Below are 15448 nucleotides of genomic sequence, written 5' to 3' on the forward strand. Positions count from 1 at the left end.
ACAAAGCTCGCGCCAAACTCGGCCGCGCCTATCCAGCCACCCCCAAAGAGTCAAAATCACTGTGATAGACCACTAGTCGCTTCCATCGTGGCTGCAGTGATACTCACCGCAACAGCCAGCGCTCAGCAGGCGCCATCCCCACCTCCGATAACGCCTTATGGAGCGCCACTAGGGCTCGAGGCAGCCAAGAAAGTGATGGCTGCCGCGGAAGCGGAGGCCGTAAAGAACAACTGGGCGATGGCCATCGTCATCCTCGACAGCACGGGCCACATGGTGATGCTGCACAAGCTCGACAATACCCAATACGGCTCTCTTATGGCTGCCGAGGACAAGGCGCACAGCGCGATTAACTACAGGCGCCCTAGCAAGGTGTTCGAGGATCTCGTGGCGCAGGGCGGCATGGGTTTGCGTTCATTGGCACTCCGTGGGGCATCTCCACTAGAAGGCGGCATTCCCATTAATGTGGATGGCAAGATTGTCGGGGCGATCGGCGTCTCTGGCGGGACGTCAGTTCAGGATGGCCAAGTCGCAAAGGCGGGTGCCGACGCCGCGAAGTGAAAACCGCGCTCGCATCACCGAGGTCGTCTTGTCGCGCGGCCTCAACGCGTGCTCCTTGTCGCTTATGCAACTGGCGACGTCCGCTATTGGCCCATCGCGCCATTTGCTGCGATTGCACAGAGGCGGTCGGTGTCGGGGCGAGCGGACATCACCGACGATTTATGAGTACGCGCCCTAGATGTCACCTTAGAACACGCGGCCTCCCGATGGGGAGCTTGATCGATAATTTCTCAGTCTTCATCGGAGATGGTCGGCTGATTGCGAATTGCCAATAAATGTCGACATTACGTCGGCCGGTTTGCTGCGGAAGGTCTGCTCGAAGAGTAACCAGGTCTCAAGACAGTCCCCAGCACTGACCCTGGGTATTTCTCTTTCGCCGCGCGTGCGTTCCGGAACATTGAACCCGATCGGCAGTTCTGTGGGAAAAAAGAGAACTGCCGTGTGGAGAGCTTTGAACCAGCTCACGGACGACGAACGTACTGTGCTTCTTTACCATGCCGACATAGGCACGGCGCTTTGTGCGGCAGCGTTGATCGTGAGTATCCTGCAGTTCATCGGTAATCTTTTTTGAACCCAACGGAGGCGGCGATGGCGTGTCAGGACCCGGTACGACGCTCGCTGCTGCTGACGGCTCTGGCCGCCGGGGCATATCTGGCTGCCAAGCCTGCCGTGGCGGAGGAGGATGAGCCAGGCAGCAACGAGCGACCGCAAAAGGGCGATTTTCTCGTTCACTCCGAAGGGGAACATGCCGGCGAAATCATCAAACTGGGTGATCTGGAGCTTGGTGGGCCGCCCGTGCACGCTTGGCCGAAGGACCCGAAATCCTCGGTGATCCGCAAGGGATCGCGGCTCAATGAGATTGTCGTCCTAAGACTTGATCCGGGCGAACTCGACGAAGAGTCCCGATCGCGATCGGCCAATGGCGTCGTCGCTTATTCGCTGATTTGCACTCACGCTGGATGCCCCGTCTCCGAGTGGGTAAAGGCATCGGAAAGCGACAGAAACGTTCTAAAATGTCCCTGTCACAACTCCGAATTTAATCCCCGAGAAAGTGCGCAGGTCGTATTCGGACCGGCGCCCCGCCGTCTTGCGGCACTTCCACTCGCAATCGCTGACGACTCGCTCACGGTGGCCGCAGGGTTCATCGGAAAAGTAGGCGGCCAGCCCGGAGGGTGACGGTCGCACGGTTAAGGACGCGATGTTGACCTAGTCTCCAGCAGTCGGCCCGCTTAGCGCCGCTCTTTGACCTGACCGCTGCTGTCGACAACGAGCGATACGTCCTTGCCGTCCTTCACCGCCTTGACCGAAATGCCTTCAGCCGTGGATTTGATGTCACGGACTTGGGTGTAGCCGTCCGATTGAAGCTTAGCCAAGAGTTCCTGCTGGGTCAGGGCATGAGCCGGCGCGACCAGGCTGACCATCAGGCAGCAGAGGATCGCTTGGGAGATTGTACGTACTGACATCATCTGCACTCCTCCTGTTATCTGACGTGGGCGCTCTCGAAGAACCGCAGTGGAACGCCGAACGTCAGTCCGGCGCGTACTTCGTTGACCGGATGGTGATTGGTCAGCGCGTGGCGATAGGCGACGTCGAAAGAGAGCTTGTCGCTCACCTGCCAGATCAAGCCTACGAGTCCGGAAAAGGTTTCCTCCTGGCCGAATTCCTTTTCGTAGAAAAATTCCGAGACCGGCCGCACCGTCCATTTCGACGGCCCCTCGATGATCGTGCCGAGGAAGACATCGGCATGATGGTCCCGCGTCAGCAGCGTTTCCGCGTTGAGGTGGATCGTTCCCCAGTCCCAGCGCTGCGAGACGATGGTTGCCCAGCTTGCGCCAACGCCGCTGCCCCCCGTGCTGTCCGGCAACAGCACACCAAATTCGGTCGCGATGCTCGGTCCGCTCTTATCCTGCAGGCTGCCCGGTACCACGACATGCTTGAGGAACGCACCTGCTGCGATCAGGTTCGTCGGCCCCGAGGGCGACAGCGGCGTCTCGCCCTGTCCCTCGAACACCGCCTCCCATCCCTCGCTCAATCCGAAATTCAGGACCGTCCATGGCGCGACCAGCGTCGGGATGGCCCCGTCGCGTCGGACGCCGGCCGGCTGCAACTCGACTTCGAGTTCTCCAGGGGCGGCCACGGCGGCATCGGTGCCGTCGAACGGCCGGTAGGCGAAGGCCATCTCCGGCCAAGCGACACTCAGGATCAGCAACGATACGATAGATCGGACCAGCGGGGCACGTGGAAGCATGGCTGCACCTCCATCGGCTTGGCTTAAGGTATCGGGCGATAGACCCAGATCGCAGCGCCGTCACCGCCCCTTGCCGGAACCGCAAGCAGGAGGCGATCGAGTTCAGGCACAAACAGCGAGGTCCGCGCGCCTGGCGCGGTGGCGAGGCGCGCAATCGAGCGATACGACGCGCCCTCCGCCGCGAGCACGTCCAGATATCCTTCGCCGCAACTGGCGTAGATGAGATCCCGCTTCTCGTCGACGAAAAGATCGTCAATGTCGCCGCAGGTTGGGATGGCCGCTTGCAGTTGCCCATCGGCCGTTCCGAACACACCGATCTCGGCCGGGCGGCGAAATGCCACCAGAACCTGCTGGCGGCCGTGATCCAGCGCCATGGCGAAGTTGGCGCTGCGGCCTGACGTCGGCCAGGAAGCAAGCTGCTTTCCAGACCCGCGATCGATGACGTCGATCTCGTTCTTGTTCGGAACATTGACGAAGATCCGGTCCGAATTCCGGTCGAGTTGGAAGCTTTCGGGGTGCGCGCCCAAGGCCGCGCTTGCGACCTTGGCGTGGGTGGTGGTGTCGAGCGCAGTCACAAACCCATCGCCATGGCCGACAAAGATATGTCCCGCCTTTGCGTCGATGCGGACATTGTCGGCATCGGTGCCCAGCTCGATCTGCCCCCGCGGCGAAAGATCGGCTCCGTTGAAAAGCCTGACCGAGCCGTCGCCGGCGTTTGCCACATAGACTGTGTCGGTCGCCGGGTCGTACCCGACGCCCTGCGGCTCGCTAAGGTCGCCGACGATGCGGTCGAGACGCTCACTTTCGAGATCAACTACCGCGAGACCATTGCTGGCCAGCGCCGCCACAAACAGGTGATGCCGGGCCAGATCGATCGCCATGTGGTCGATCCGGCCCTGAACATCGGCGAGCGGAATCTTACCTTCCAGTAGGAGCGGCTCGGCTTCGGTTGCCTGGCAGGCAGAAACATCGGCGACAAAACTCCATGCGGTGATCGCCAACCACGCAGTGAAGAACCCTCGAAGGAACGTCATCGCACGCCCTCGTCGAATTGGACTGCCAAGAGTTATGTCCTCGCCCCGCGGGTCGGCTAATCCAGCGGTTCTGTCACGGTCGCCAGCTTCTCTTCGTTCAAGAAACCAAGCGACGCTATGGGCTGCCCGTTTTTCAATTCAGGCACAGCGCTCACCACAATGATCCGCGCGCCGTATCCTTTTGCCTTGGCCACGGCAGCGGCCAGCGTTACCTTTGCCCGGTCCAGCGCAGCCTTTTGTGCCTCGGCGTGCTCGAGGTCCTCCCCTTCGGTGATGGGCTCGACCTTGCCTATCTCTCCGGTCATGTGATCGACGATGACTTCGAAGAACTTTCCGTCTTTTGCGGTGTAGATCGAAAGCTGAAGTTTGCCATCTTCAGCTTCGAATTTTCCGGAGATTGGTTGGCCTTCCCGTTCACTGGTCACCAAGGCCTGTTGCAAGCTAACCTTGGCAGTACCTAACAATCTGATCAGAACGCCTTCGTCTTCATCATCACCGGCCGCGTGCCCTGGTCCAACAGACAATACCGTCAGACCAATGATCACGAGTCCGGCAGCAGAAGTGAGTAGCAATTTCCTGCGAGTCATGGGTTCCTCCATTCACTGACCTCAATGCCCCTAGCCCCGCACAGAAACCCGTCACTTGATCATCACCCACGCCGGCTGCAACCACGGATAGGCAACGAGACCGACGATCGCCGTGGCCGCAATCAGCATGGGATTGCTGACCTTCCAGCGGAATAGAACCGCGAGCGAGACGAGCGCGATCGCAATCGTCAGCCAATCACCGATGGCGATCTTTCCAAGCAGAATGCATGCGCCCAAAATCGTGCCGATCGCCGCCGCGTAGGCACCCTTGACGAACCCCTGAACGTTCGGGTTTCCGCGGTGCCGCGCCAACAGCGGTGCTGCGATCAGCACCAGCAAGAATGACGGCAGGAAAATGCCGACAGTCGAGACAAGCGCCCCCCAGAAACCAGCGACCAGATAGCCGACAAAGGTCGCCGTGATGACGACCGGTCCCGGGCTGATCATGCCGATCGCCACGGCTACCAGGAACTCCCTCTCGTTGAGCCAGCCATATTGCTGAACGAGCCCCTGCTCGAGGAACGGCACGATGACAAGCCCGCTGCCGAAGGTCAACGACCCAGCCTTAAGGAAGAATAGCAAGAGCTTGCCGAGCGTGGAGCCACCCGCGACCGGGGCCACGGCCGGCGCGGCGGCAGGGATGAAGGCGATTTGCATCGCAGTCGAGGAACGCTTGAAGATCTTTCCGTAGTAGAGGATCCCGACAATGCCGGCGCCGATGAACAGCAGTGCCACTTCGGCCTGCAGGACGACGGTAACGACAAGGCAAACCCCGGCGATGGCCCATTGCAGCCAGTCCTCCATGCCGAGCTTCGCGAGCCGATAGCAGGAGTGCAGGATGAGCGCGATCACCGCAGGGCTGACGCCATAGAAGATGGCCGTCACCGGCTGCAAGTCGCCGAGGTACACATAGAGCGCGCCGAGCGCCGCCACGATGATGAAGTTTGGCAGGATGAAGCACCAGCCGCCGATCCAGGCACCCCAGAAGCCGCAGCGGAGCCAGGCGACATAGATGCCGACTTGGATCGCGAGCGGACCGGGAAGCGACTGGCAGATGGCAATCGACTCCCGCATCTGCTCCTTGGTCAGCCACTTCTTGTCGTTGACCAGCTCCCGTTCCATTTGACCGACGAGCGCAACCGGGCCGCCGAAGCCGAGACAGCCAAGGCGGAGGAAATACCGTGCCAGTTCACCCTTGCTATTGTGTTCTGTCTGCATTGTCGTCGTCACCTGTGCCCCTCTCGTGATCGGCGCGGTCCGCCGGAAACTCCAAACTGACTCGCGCGCTCCATGGCGTTGAGCGCGAGGGCGAACGCATCACTGACGAGCTGAGGATCACCATAGAACACGAGGGTAGACGAGTCGGACGCTCGCGCTGATTCGTTGTCGACAGGAGTCTGCTTGGACGCCCGCTCTTTTTTCTTGATCATCGCTGGCTCCTTATCGCTCCATTCCTTGCAAGTTCGACCGCTCAGACTGGCTATTCGCGATCCGAAATGGGCTCGAGAACGCCGACAGACGGTAGGCCAAGTCCCCTCGGGGTCATGACAATCCATGAACCCGACGACGTCACCTCGAAGCACCCACCATCCGGCTCCGGAAGGTCGAGGCAGAGATCGTCTGACCGGACGAACCATTTTCCTGTTAGCACCTTGCTCATCGAGTAACTTCTGAACGTCCCGTCACGTTGGTATACTTCGCGCCAGTGCACCTCATCGGTGAGCTGCCTGTCAGAAAATCGCGCGCGGATCTGTGCGCCCGACAACTTCTTCAAATCTTCGGCCGTTGCCCTGCCGCTCCAGAGCGTCAACAAGGTCAGCAATCCGACGGCTGCACATGCGACGCGCATTCCGGCACGAGGATTGCCTATGCTTACGGCTTCGATTTGCATGACTTCAGGCACATCTGGTACTCGGTCTTGCAGGCAGGGCCCGCGTAGTTCTTCATGCACGCCTTGTGCTGCTCGGCGCATACCTTGCAGGACGATTGCGCCTCGGCCACGCGATCGGCGACCAGAAGGCCTGCCAGCACTGACAACGCAACGACAACTCGCTTCATTCGCGGTCCCCCTCTCGACTCGTGTGTGTGTTGCCTCCTCCTCGCCTAACTCTTGGTGCTCGCGGTCTTGTCGAGTGCCGCACGCAGCCCTTTGGCCAGCTTGATCGCATCGTCATTGGCCCAGAAGTGCATGAAGAACAGGCGCGGCTGCTCGTCGAGCATGTGGCTGTGGATCGCTGTTACATCGATGTCGTTCGCTTTCAGCGCCTTGATCACAGGATTGACTTCGTCACCGGTCAGCACGAAATCGCCGGTGATGGCTGCCTTGCCGCCCCCCGTCGGCTGGAAGTTGATGGACTGTGCCACACCCATCGGGCCGACCGGTGCGAGTTGCATCCCAGCTTCGCTGACCGGATCGCGCCGCGGAACGGCGAAGGCGTAGACACCGCCATTGTTCTGTCCCTTGGCGCCGATGATCTGATCGAGCTGTGCGGTATCGAGGTCGATGGCGGGCGGCGCGGCCGCTGCCGAAGACGCCAGCGGCGTTTTGCTCACTGCCAGCGCGTCGCGGATGGCAGCAGCCATCTTCACGGGATCGCCGTGACCGCCGACATGCATGTAGAAAGTCGCAGGGCTCGCCCGGAGCAGGTGATTGTGAACGGCGGTGATCTCGATCCCGCCTGCGATGAGCTTCGCCATGACCGGATTGATCTCGGTTTCCAGCAGCACGAGGTCGCCCATCACCATGGCTTCACCGTGCATCGGCATGAACGCAACCCAGCCACCGAGCGCAAGCGTCGGCTTGATGGTCACGCCATCCAAAGTGACGGTCAGATCGCTGCGCGGGAATCCATAACGATGCACCTCGCCGGAGACGGCCGGCTTCCGGCCGAGTATCTCATCGACCTTTTGCCACTCGATTGCCTGGGCACGCGCACTGGAGATGAACGGCTCGGTGAAGATGTACCAGTCGGTGGTCTGCGCATTCGCAACTGACGCGGATGACAGCGCCAGAATTGAAGCGGCCAAAAGATATCTGAGACGAATGGTGAACCTCCATGGTTGGATAGAAGGGCCTCCGCTTGCGACGTGTCTGGAAGGAGCGAACAGCGTCATTTTGAGAGGCCCTCGTAAGACCGTTCGACGGCAGACCAATTGATGGCCGATATGAACGCGCCGACATAGTCGGCAGCCTTGGCGCCGTAGTCGATGTGATAGGAATGCTCGTACATATCGAGCGCCAGGATCGGCGTGCTCCCGGCAAGCGTATGGCAGTGATCGGATGCCCATTGATTGAGGAGCTTCCGGTCACGCGGCGACCACGTCAGCAGCACCCAGCCGGAGCCGCCACCGAGCGCCTTGCCCATGGCGACGAATTCGGCACGCCAGCGTTCGTATGAACCGAAATCGCGCGTGAGCGCATCCTTCAGGCTTGTTCCGGGCTCGCTTTCATCACCAAGGCCATCGAAGAACACTTCATGCAGGATCATCGAATTGCTTGCGATGAGCTGCTCACGCTTCAATCCGTTGAGCAGGAAACCCGGCGCGGTCGCGTAGTCGAGATCAGCAAGCTTCTCATCGATCAGGTTGAGGCGCTTTACCGCGCCGCCATAGTTGTTCTCGTAGTGGCTGATGATCATCCGCTCCGACATGCCGCGCACGCGGCTCGGATCGCAGGAAAGGGGTTTCATCGTGTAGGTCATGGCAGCCTCCTGACACATGGCCCGGCAATCAGCCAGGCGATGAAAATGCCGGCAGCCAAAGGCAGCGTCAGATCAGAAAGCTTGTATGATAAGATCTGGATAACGGCAGACATGATGCGCCCTTGGTGAAACCCGGACGCGATTCTTGGGCATGTCGCCTCGTGGGGAGATCGCTTTCCCCATGCTCGCAAATAAGGCTGAGAGCGCGAACTTGTCAATGCGGAACGAGCCCAGTCTCCGCAGCGTGATGACAACGGAACGCTTGGAACGACAGCGAAGCTGCCCCTCTCCCATTCCGATCCCCGGTAGCTTAGCAAGGGCGCCGCCTTCAATCGGCTGCTGTGATGCTGTAGTCGCTGAGGTACATGTGGCGGTCGGGCCCTTTGACCAAAGGCCGATACGCCCTGACACTGGCTGCGCCAGCGTGTCCTCAGGGTAGAACTTGCCGTCGAGCCAGCCCTCGACCTTGGTGCCGTTAATGCAATGATCACGCTGACCACGCGGCGACTTCCATCGTCGCCGCGCGTCGCGTGAGGTTTATCGACTGATCGAAGCGCGGTGCCGCTCAGTCATCATCGTCGTCATCGATAACGCGCAATCGCCCGTTTTGCTGATTTGGCCCTGCTTCGAACCGACAGCTTCTAAGTATCGCCCGTCGCGGACAATTTGCACGTTCGACCAGCCATCAGACTGCAACTTCTGACGCATCTGGTCTTCGGTCACCGGCTGATCACCCGCAATGAACGCAGGACCTTGCCTCGGTTCCGCCGTCACCATTGCAATACCGGCGATGCCCGCCAACATCAGGCCGGCGGCCGCCCAGATAAATTTCCGAGTCATTGCGCTTCTCCTTTTCGTCGAGACGACCCCCAAATCGAACGCATTTTCTCGCGCGAAGTGAAATTACGTGGTCCTCGTCATAGCCGCGCGAGGTAGTGCGCCAGCGCCGCGATATCCTGGTCGCTTAGTGGGTAGGCAACCTCGGCCATCGCGGCGACGCCGCCGCCGGATCGAACGCCGGCCTTGTAGTCGTGGAGCGCCTTCAAAAGGTAATCCTCGCGTTGCCCCGCGATACGGGCAACGGCTTTGCTGCCGGCATAGTTATCGCCGTGACAGGAAGCGCAATGCCCGACTGCCGCCGCCTTTTTGCCGGCGTCTGTCAAATCAGGCTGATCGTCCGCCCCTTTTGCCGTCGTCGGATCGGCAGCCTTGAGCGAAGCGAAATATGCGCCGAGGTCGCGAACATCGTCGTTGCTGAGTTGTTCAGCAATCGGACCCATGACCTCGCTCTTGCGCGCACCGCTGCGAAAGAAGACCAGTTGCCATTGCAGGAACTGATCGGGCTGCGACGCCAATGATGGCGTGTTCTCTGCGGCGGAGACCTTGTCGCCGTGACATGGTGTACAGGCCTCTGCCTTGCTCTTCCCAGCATCTGTATCCGCGGCAACGCCATGCGTCACCGCACCGATCGGCACTGCCAGAAGGAGTGACAGCAATAGGCGTCTCCAATGTTCCATCCTGCCAACCGATCGCTCGCCAGCAACGTCGTGCATGATCAGATCCTCCGCAGGATGGTCTTTCCGCCGAACGCGCACCAGCGACGCATCCGGCAAGGCATGCTTGCAATACGCGCCACCGCCTTATTCCTTCCTGAGCCCGACGATGGTCTTCTCCCCGTCGATGGTCTCGATAGTGAGTTCGACCTCGTCGCCGTAGCGAACGGAATCGAATAGTAGGCCGTCCTGTACCTTGAGGTCCGCAGTCGCGAGCGGTGTCAGGCGCACTGTGATCCGATCATCGCGTTGGTCCACCTCCGCGACGACTCCTCGCAACGTCTCTTGCGGCCTTGTCCGCGTCGCCAGCGCGGGGGCGAGATCGTCGATCTGAGTGGTGAGGACCGGCTGGGTCGCGTCACGAACCGAAGTGGTCGCCGGTACATCAAGAGGGCGCGACGCGACATGCGCCGGAGCAAGTATCGCGCCTGAGATCGCGAGAGCCCGGAGCGTGCCGCGGCTTGTGCCGAGCAGGCGCCCCATCCAGATGCGTGACGAGTTTGCGCGAGAATCGGGATCGCGGGCGAAAAGTCGAATCCGAGAAGAGAAGTTGATGGCAGACATGCGGCGTCCTTGGTGAAGTACGGACGCGATTCTTGGGCATGTCGCCTCGTGGGGGGATCGCACGCCCCCATAGATCGAATAAACCGATTGCCGTCGCCCCTGTCAATCGGCTGTCAGATAACCAGCAAGACTCCCGAAATCAGCAACAAAGCGAGTACCAGCTTTCGGAACATCGCTTCGTCAATGTAGTCAAACAGTCTCAGCCCAAGCCATGTTCCGATTAGCAAGCACGGCAAACCCATCACGAAGAGTTTAACGGTCTCGCTGGTCACCGTTCCCTTTCCTCCAAGCCAGAGCGCAGACATGAGGAAGGTGGTAACGGCGACGGGCTGGAAGATCGTGCGTTGAACGTCCTTCGGCCAGCCGCGCAGGCCGCACCAGATCGTCACCACTATGCCTGCTAAGCCGGTCAGGCCTCCAAGCACGCCGTTGAGGAAGCCAACCGCAGCGTCGGCCGCGCTCCCTCCGGTGGAGATCGGTTTTAGGCTGGGTCGGAGAAGTGCGTAGAGACTGTACGCAGCGAGGAACGCGCCAACCGCGATGCGGACGGTTCGAGGATCGGACCAGGTCAAGAGAGAGACGCCCGTCGGAACCCCGAGCGCGGCGCCGACGATGAACGGCAGCAATTTGCTCCTATCGAGCGCGCGGCGCAGTCTCCAGACTGAGTAGCCTTGCACCAGAAGACCGAAGCCGACGATCAATGTCGCGCTCTGCAGCGGCGTGAGGATGTAAAGCCAGAGCGAAGCCGCCACAAGCCCAAAGGCAAAGCCCGAGAGCCCCGCAACAAAAGCACCCGCAAAGGTCGCAAGCAGAAATAGCGGAAGTTCAAAAGTGGACCCGTCCATGCGCTCGCTCCATAGAAAAGCGAGCAGCGCTTGCATGGGGTCACCATTTTACGGGGAGGCTGCGACGTCCCCGATCAGTAAAATAGAGCAGAGAACGAACGACCGCAACGAGCGACGGTCTTGCGCCGCCATTCCTATTCGCAACGGCGATCAGGGAAGAGATACTGACCGTTGCTTATCTTCAATCGTCTGCGTGAGGGATGATCAGTCCCCGCTCTCCTTGAGCGGGTTCACGGACCAGCCCAGCTTCTTGAGCTGCCGCAGATCCCTGGAAGCCTCTGCCAAGAGCCAGTCGCGGAATGTGACGATCTTCGGCTGGGCTGCCGTCGCCCTCGGACAAATGATCCAGTAGGTCTTCGACAGTCGCAACGCTTCCGGAAACGGCCGCACCAGCCGTCCGTTGATCAGGTCCCACGCCGCCAATGTCGTGCGGGCAAGCGCGACACCCTGCCCGTTGATCGCCGCGTCGATCACCATGCTGGCCCGATTGAGCACGGGGCCGTGGATGATATTCGTGTCGTCGACGCCCGCCGCCTGCAGCCACCTGGACCAATCGGTTCGGCTGTCCATATGGATCAGCGGATAGTTGAGGATATCGGCCGGCTTGCCGAGTCGTCGGCGGCCCGAGAGAAGCTTCGGACTGCAAACGGCAAAGAGCTGCTCGGCGCTCAGCTTGACCGTATCGAGCCCCGGCCAATTGCCCTCGCCATGGCGCACCGCAAGATCGACTTCCTCTCGCGCGAAGTCGACGTGATGAAGCGTTGCGGAAACGCGAAGGTCGATCCCAGAATGAGCTTCGGCAAAATGGCCCAGCCGGTGAACGAGCCATTTGGCCGCGAAGTCCGGCGAGGTGCTGACGGTAAGGACGCCGGCGTTCTGGCGTTGCAGAAGGCGCTCTGTGCCAACCGCAATGCGGTCCAGCGCATCGCGAACGATAGTCAGGTAGTCCTTTCCTGCCTCGGTGATGATCAAGCGCTGGCGCTCGCGATTGAACAGCTTGATTGCAAGCTCAGCCTCCAGCGCCTTGACCTGATGGCTCACGGCGCCCTGCGTGACGCAAAGCTCCTCGGCCGCGCGGGTAAAGCTCTCATGCCGCGCCGCGGCTTCGAAAGCCTTCAGCGCATTCAGGGGTGGTAGGCGTGGGCGCATCGCAAGGACTTCATGAGAAAAACTAGGGCGGGCCAGAGAAACGATGCTTTGCGGATAACGGCCCGCTAACTCTATTGAACAGCTCCAGTGTAGCATTTCATGAGATTTGGAGCTTGTCGATGTCAACCTTGATCAATGATACATCGCCGTTTCGATTGATCCGGTCGGCGATTCCGCGCACGCAACTTCACCAGGAAAATTCGGTGCGAAGGATCGACGCTCCGCAGCGTGGGCTTCGTGCTTGGGCCGCGCGGCGCAGGCTGCGCATGGCACTCCGCGATCTCGCCGACGACAAGCATCTGCTCGCCGACATCGGCTTGACGCGCGAAGAAGCGCTGGACGAGGCCGCCAAGCCATTTTGGCGATGACAAATGCGCCCGCCATAAACGAGGAAGGGGAGGAGCAAATGGCTGAACCGATTGTCTATGGCTTCCCGCGAAGCACCTACGTCAACATCGTGCGTCTGGTTCTGACGCACAAGGACGTGCCTTACGGCTTTCATGACCTCGAACCTGTGATGGGACAGCACGAGCACCTGGCGCTGCATCCGTTCAACCGGGTCCCGATCCTTCGGCATGGCAACTTTACGGTCTACGAGACCAGCGCGATCGCCTCTTATGTCGATGAAGCCTTCGAAGGGCCAAAGCTGACGCCGCACGACGCTCGCCTGCGGGCGCGCATGAACCAATGGATTGGTGCGGTGAACTCTTACTATTACCCTTACATGATCTATCACGTGACGCATGAACGGCTGGTCTTTCCGGAGCTTGGCATCGGATCCGACGAAAGGGTCGTGGCACATGCGCTGCCCAAGGTCGAGCTTGCCCTTGGCGTGGTAGAGCGTGAACTTGAGCACGGCCAGAACTATTTGCTCGGCTCGGAACTCACGATCGCGGACTTCTTCCTGCTTCCGAGCACCTTTGCCTTCAGTTTGACGGAAGAAGGCAAGGCAATGTACCCGAAATATCCGTCCTTCTGTCGCTGGCGGGAGCGGATGGAGAATTTGCCTGCGACAAAGAAGCTAAAGGCAATTCTACCGCCCCGCACTCCCATCGAACACGCGCGCGAGTGGGTCAATTCACACCGGCCGAAGTATTAGCTCCAGGATTTGAAACTTGCCGGGTGCTTACGGCAGGACTAAGCTCACGATACGGGGAAATGCAGGCTCCCCGTCAGACTTTTCGGTCCAAGCTCTGCGCGACACGCGATTCGTCGTGGAGCTTGCGCATGAACACCGAACGAAACACCTCTCTACATCACACTGTCGCCATCCTCTCGCGCGGAGATGCTGCCGCACGTCGGGACGCAACCCCGCAGAACAGCCGCTTTGTCCGCGTCTTCGAGGCCCTAGCCTCAGTTGGCGTCGAGGCCCGCCCCGTCATCTACGACGAAATCTTCGCTGATGCGGTTCGCGACCAATTGCTTGCGGTCGATGGGGTTCTTGTCTGGGTCAATCCCATTCATGAAGGGAAGACGCGCGCGGCGCTCGACCAATTGCTGCGGGAGGTTGCGGCAAGAGGCCCCTGGGTGAGCGCACATCCCGATGTCATCCTGAAGATGGGAGTCAAGGAGGTGCTCTACCGAACGCGCCATCTCGGTTGGGGCGGAGACACACATCGTTACGACAGCGCCGCTGCTTTCCGCGCTGAATTCCCGTCGCGCCTGCGGGCTAACGGTCCACGCGTGCTCAAACAAAACCGGGGCAATGCAGGCCAAGGCGTTTGGAAGGTCGAGTCTCTGCCAGATACCGACGCCGCAGTGCGAGTGCTGCACGCCCAACGCGGTAGCCTGCCTGAGGACATACCGCTGGAGGCCTTCATCGTTCGCTGCGAGCGGTATTTCGGATGGGGAGGCTGCATCATCGATCAACCGTTCCAGCCGCGCCTGCCGGAAGGGATGATCCGCTGCTACATGAGTGGCTCTAAAGTCGCCGGCTTTGGGCATCAATTGATCAAGGCCTTGATACCTCCGCCGCCGGAAGGCCTGGATGCGCCGGAAGCGCAACCCGGGCCACGGATCATGCACGGGCCCGACGCCCCGTCGTTCCAGGCGCTGCGACGATTGATGGAAGACGAATGGACACCACAAATGCTGGAAACGCTCGGCATCGATGGACCCTCGCTCTCGGTCATCTGGGACGCGGATTTCCTCTATGGCCCGCGCGACAAGTCCGGCCGCGATACCTACGTCCTCTGCGAAATCAACGTGAGTTCATGCTTTGCCATTCCCGACGAGGCGCCAGCAGCGGTCGCGATCACCGTTAGAGATCGTCTTATGCGAACTTAAGGAATAGGATGAAAGCGCCACTTCTGCTCTCGGACCCGTAGCGACACGGCATTGCCTTGAGTCCAGCGCCATGACCTCGATGAGCGCCCGATCGAATGGCCGCGTGCCATGGTCCCTCGCAAGCTCGGCGGCGATCCTCCCTCGGAGCAACTTCGCCTGTTTCTCGTCGGGCCATGGGCAGTGGTGTACACCTCATCTTCGTCCTCCACGATTGTGAGGCCGGCAGCTTCCAGAAAAGCGGGCTATAAGTGGAACCTTTGTTGGCTGGCTCTATTTGCTCGGTGTCCAATGCTAGGAGGTCGACACCATGACCAAAGTTCTCTTAGCGACATTCGCTATTCTCGCATTCGCGGCCCCTTCATTCGCACAGCAGGACAGAACTACTGGTCAAGCGCCGCCATCCGGTGCGTCGTTCTACCTGACGCAAGATACCGCGACGATGAAATGTAAAGTTGTCAACGCCCAGCCTGCCCCTGGTGACAACATGAAGGTCATCGGTACGGCTCACCCGACGCAGGGAGAAGCGCAAGCGGCGCTGGCGGCTGAGAAAACTTGCGCCAGGTAATGGAGTGAAGGGCCGAGATGATCCCCGCGCCGCCTCACCGCGCGAGGACAGCGTTGTGCTGCGCTACAGGCGGTCTGTGATCCTAGCGACAACTGGATCTGCACTGGTTGTCCTCCGTGGCGCCAGAAACTCCTCTAGCGACGGGGGCACCCTGCCCCGATACGCACCGTTGGCGCGGTTCCTCTGCAAGCTCCTGTGATGCATCCCCCGACCAACCGGAAGCGGTGACCGCATCTTGGAAGCAGCTTTTGCCTCCCGAGAGACTTCCCATGCTGGGCATACTGTTCGCCGTCGAGACCTTTGAGACAAATTGAAGGATTTTGCGGAGGGAGGATTTCTGGTTCATCGTAGCCACCAG

Annotated in this window: 21 protein-coding genes; 6 read left to right on the plus strand and 15 right to left on the minus strand. The window is 60.3% G+C overall.

The genetic code is table 11. The features are described from left to right. The first annotated feature begins 147 nt into the window (after positions 1-147). Positions 148-558: a heme-binding protein gene (locus tag AAFX91_RS28980; protein ID WP_394568930.1), complete on the plus strand. Its 411-nt coding sequence runs from the start codon at positions 148-150 to the stop codon at positions 556-558. A 588-nt stretch (positions 559-1146) separates the two neighbouring features. Then, positions 1147-1734 (plus strand): ubiquinol-cytochrome c reductase iron-sulfur subunit, encoded by a 588-nt coding sequence (locus tag AAFX91_RS28985; RefSeq protein ID WP_394568919.1) that lies wholly within the window; start codon positions 1147-1149, stop codon positions 1732-1734. 53 nt (positions 1735-1787) lie between these two features. On the opposite strand, the gene AAFX91_RS28990 is transcribed toward AAFX91_RS28985, so the two are convergent. The 15 genes from AAFX91_RS28990 to AAFX91_RS29060 all read right to left on the minus strand — a co-directional run bounded on the left by AAFX91_RS28990 (position 1788) and on the right by AAFX91_RS29060 (position 12239). Continuing rightward, positions 1788-2021, minus strand: a complete 234-nt coding sequence (locus AAFX91_RS28990) for a PepSY domain-containing protein (protein ID WP_130576935.1) — start codon at positions 2019-2021, stop codon at positions 1788-1790. Between the two features lie 17 nt (positions 2022-2038). Continuing rightward, positions 2039-2806, minus strand: a complete 768-nt coding sequence (locus AAFX91_RS28995) for a hypothetical protein (RefSeq protein WP_394568920.1) — start codon at positions 2804-2806, stop codon at positions 2039-2041. Positions 2807-2829: 23 nt separating this feature from the next. Then, positions 2830-3840, minus strand: coding sequence for a YncE family protein (locus AAFX91_RS29000; RefSeq protein ID WP_394568921.1), 1011 nt, complete (start codon positions 3838-3840; stop codon positions 2830-2832). A gap of 56 nt (positions 3841-3896) precedes the next feature. Next, on the minus strand, positions 3897-4427 hold the full coding sequence (locus AAFX91_RS29005) for a PepSY domain-containing protein (RefSeq protein ID WP_282531916.1): 531 nt from the start codon (positions 4425-4427) through the stop codon (positions 3897-3899). A gap of 51 nt (positions 4428-4478) precedes the next feature. Next, entirely contained in the window at positions 4479-5645 is a 1167-nt protein-coding gene (chrA, locus tag AAFX91_RS29010) for a chromate efflux transporter (protein ID WP_394568922.1), read from the minus strand. Between the two features lie 8 nt (positions 5646-5653). Continuing rightward, the gene (locus AAFX91_RS29015; protein WP_394568923.1) at positions 5654-5857 is read right to left on the minus strand and encodes a hypothetical protein; all 204 of its coding nucleotides are present in this window, start codon (positions 5855-5857) and stop codon (positions 5654-5656) included. A 50-nt stretch (positions 5858-5907) separates the two neighbouring features. Further along, positions 5908-6318, minus strand: a complete 411-nt coding sequence (locus AAFX91_RS29020; RefSeq protein ID WP_282531918.1) for a hypothetical protein — start codon at positions 6316-6318, stop codon at positions 5908-5910. Continuing rightward, positions 6300-6485, minus strand: a complete 186-nt coding sequence (locus AAFX91_RS29025; protein ID WP_130576929.1) for a hypothetical protein — start codon at positions 6483-6485, stop codon at positions 6300-6302. Before AAFX91_RS29025 ends, AAFX91_RS29020 begins: the two co-directional genes overlap by 19 nt. Positions 6486-6530: 45 nt before the next feature. Next, positions 6531-7388 (minus strand): DUF1259 domain-containing protein, encoded by an 858-nt coding sequence (locus tag AAFX91_RS29030; protein WP_394568931.1) that lies wholly within the window; start codon positions 7386-7388, stop codon positions 6531-6533. 149 nt (positions 7389-7537) lie between these two features. After that, positions 7538-8128, minus strand: coding sequence for a superoxide dismutase (locus AAFX91_RS29035; RefSeq protein WP_394568924.1), 591 nt, complete (start codon positions 8126-8128; stop codon positions 7538-7540). 537 nt (positions 8129-8665) lie between these two features. Beyond that, positions 8666-8968, minus strand: a complete 303-nt coding sequence (locus AAFX91_RS29040) for a hypothetical protein (protein ID WP_394568925.1) — start codon at positions 8966-8968, stop codon at positions 8666-8668. Between the two features lie 77 nt (positions 8969-9045). Beyond that, positions 9046-9645, minus strand: coding sequence for a c-type cytochrome (locus tag AAFX91_RS29045; RefSeq protein ID WP_394568932.1), 600 nt, complete (start codon positions 9643-9645; stop codon positions 9046-9048). Between the two features lie 123 nt (positions 9646-9768). Next, positions 9769-10245, minus strand: a complete 477-nt coding sequence (locus tag AAFX91_RS29050) for a hypothetical protein (protein ID WP_394568926.1) — start codon at positions 10243-10245, stop codon at positions 9769-9771. 113 nt (positions 10246-10358) lie between these two features. After that, positions 10359-11126, minus strand: a complete 768-nt coding sequence (locus AAFX91_RS29055) for a sulfite exporter TauE/SafE family protein (RefSeq protein ID WP_394568927.1) — start codon at positions 11124-11126, stop codon at positions 10359-10361. 168 nt (positions 11127-11294) lie between these two features. Further along, the gene (locus AAFX91_RS29060; RefSeq protein WP_282532189.1) at positions 11295-12239 is read right to left on the minus strand and encodes a transcriptional regulator GcvA; all 945 of its coding nucleotides are present in this window, start codon (positions 12237-12239) and stop codon (positions 11295-11297) included. Between the two features lie 119 nt (positions 12240-12358). On the opposite strand from AAFX91_RS29060, the gene AAFX91_RS29065 reads away from it, so the two are divergent. From AAFX91_RS29065 to AAFX91_RS29080, 4 genes are all read left to right on the plus strand, one after another. Then, positions 12359-12607 (plus strand): DUF1127 domain-containing protein, encoded by a 249-nt coding sequence (locus tag AAFX91_RS29065; RefSeq protein ID WP_130576923.1) that lies wholly within the window; start codon positions 12359-12361, stop codon positions 12605-12607. Next, positions 12604-13338, plus strand: coding sequence for a glutathione S-transferase family protein (locus AAFX91_RS29070; RefSeq protein WP_394568928.1), 735 nt, complete (start codon positions 12604-12606; stop codon positions 13336-13338). Before AAFX91_RS29065 ends, AAFX91_RS29070 begins: the two co-directional genes overlap by 4 nt. Positions 13339-13466: 128 nt before the next feature. Next, positions 13467-14525: a Cj0069 family protein gene (locus tag AAFX91_RS29075; protein ID WP_394568929.1), complete on the plus strand. Its 1059-nt coding sequence runs from the start codon at positions 13467-13469 to the stop codon at positions 14523-14525. Positions 14526-14832: 307 nt separating this feature from the next. After that, on the plus strand, positions 14833-15090 hold the full coding sequence (locus AAFX91_RS29080) for a hypothetical protein (RefSeq protein ID WP_130576921.1): 258 nt from the start codon (positions 14833-14835) through the stop codon (positions 15088-15090). Positions 15091-15448 lie beyond the last annotated feature (358 nt).

This window comes from Bradyrhizobium sp. 31Argb (genome assembly GCF_043638955.1).
Lineage (GTDB): Bacteria > Pseudomonadota > Alphaproteobacteria > Rhizobiales > Xanthobacteraceae > Bradyrhizobium.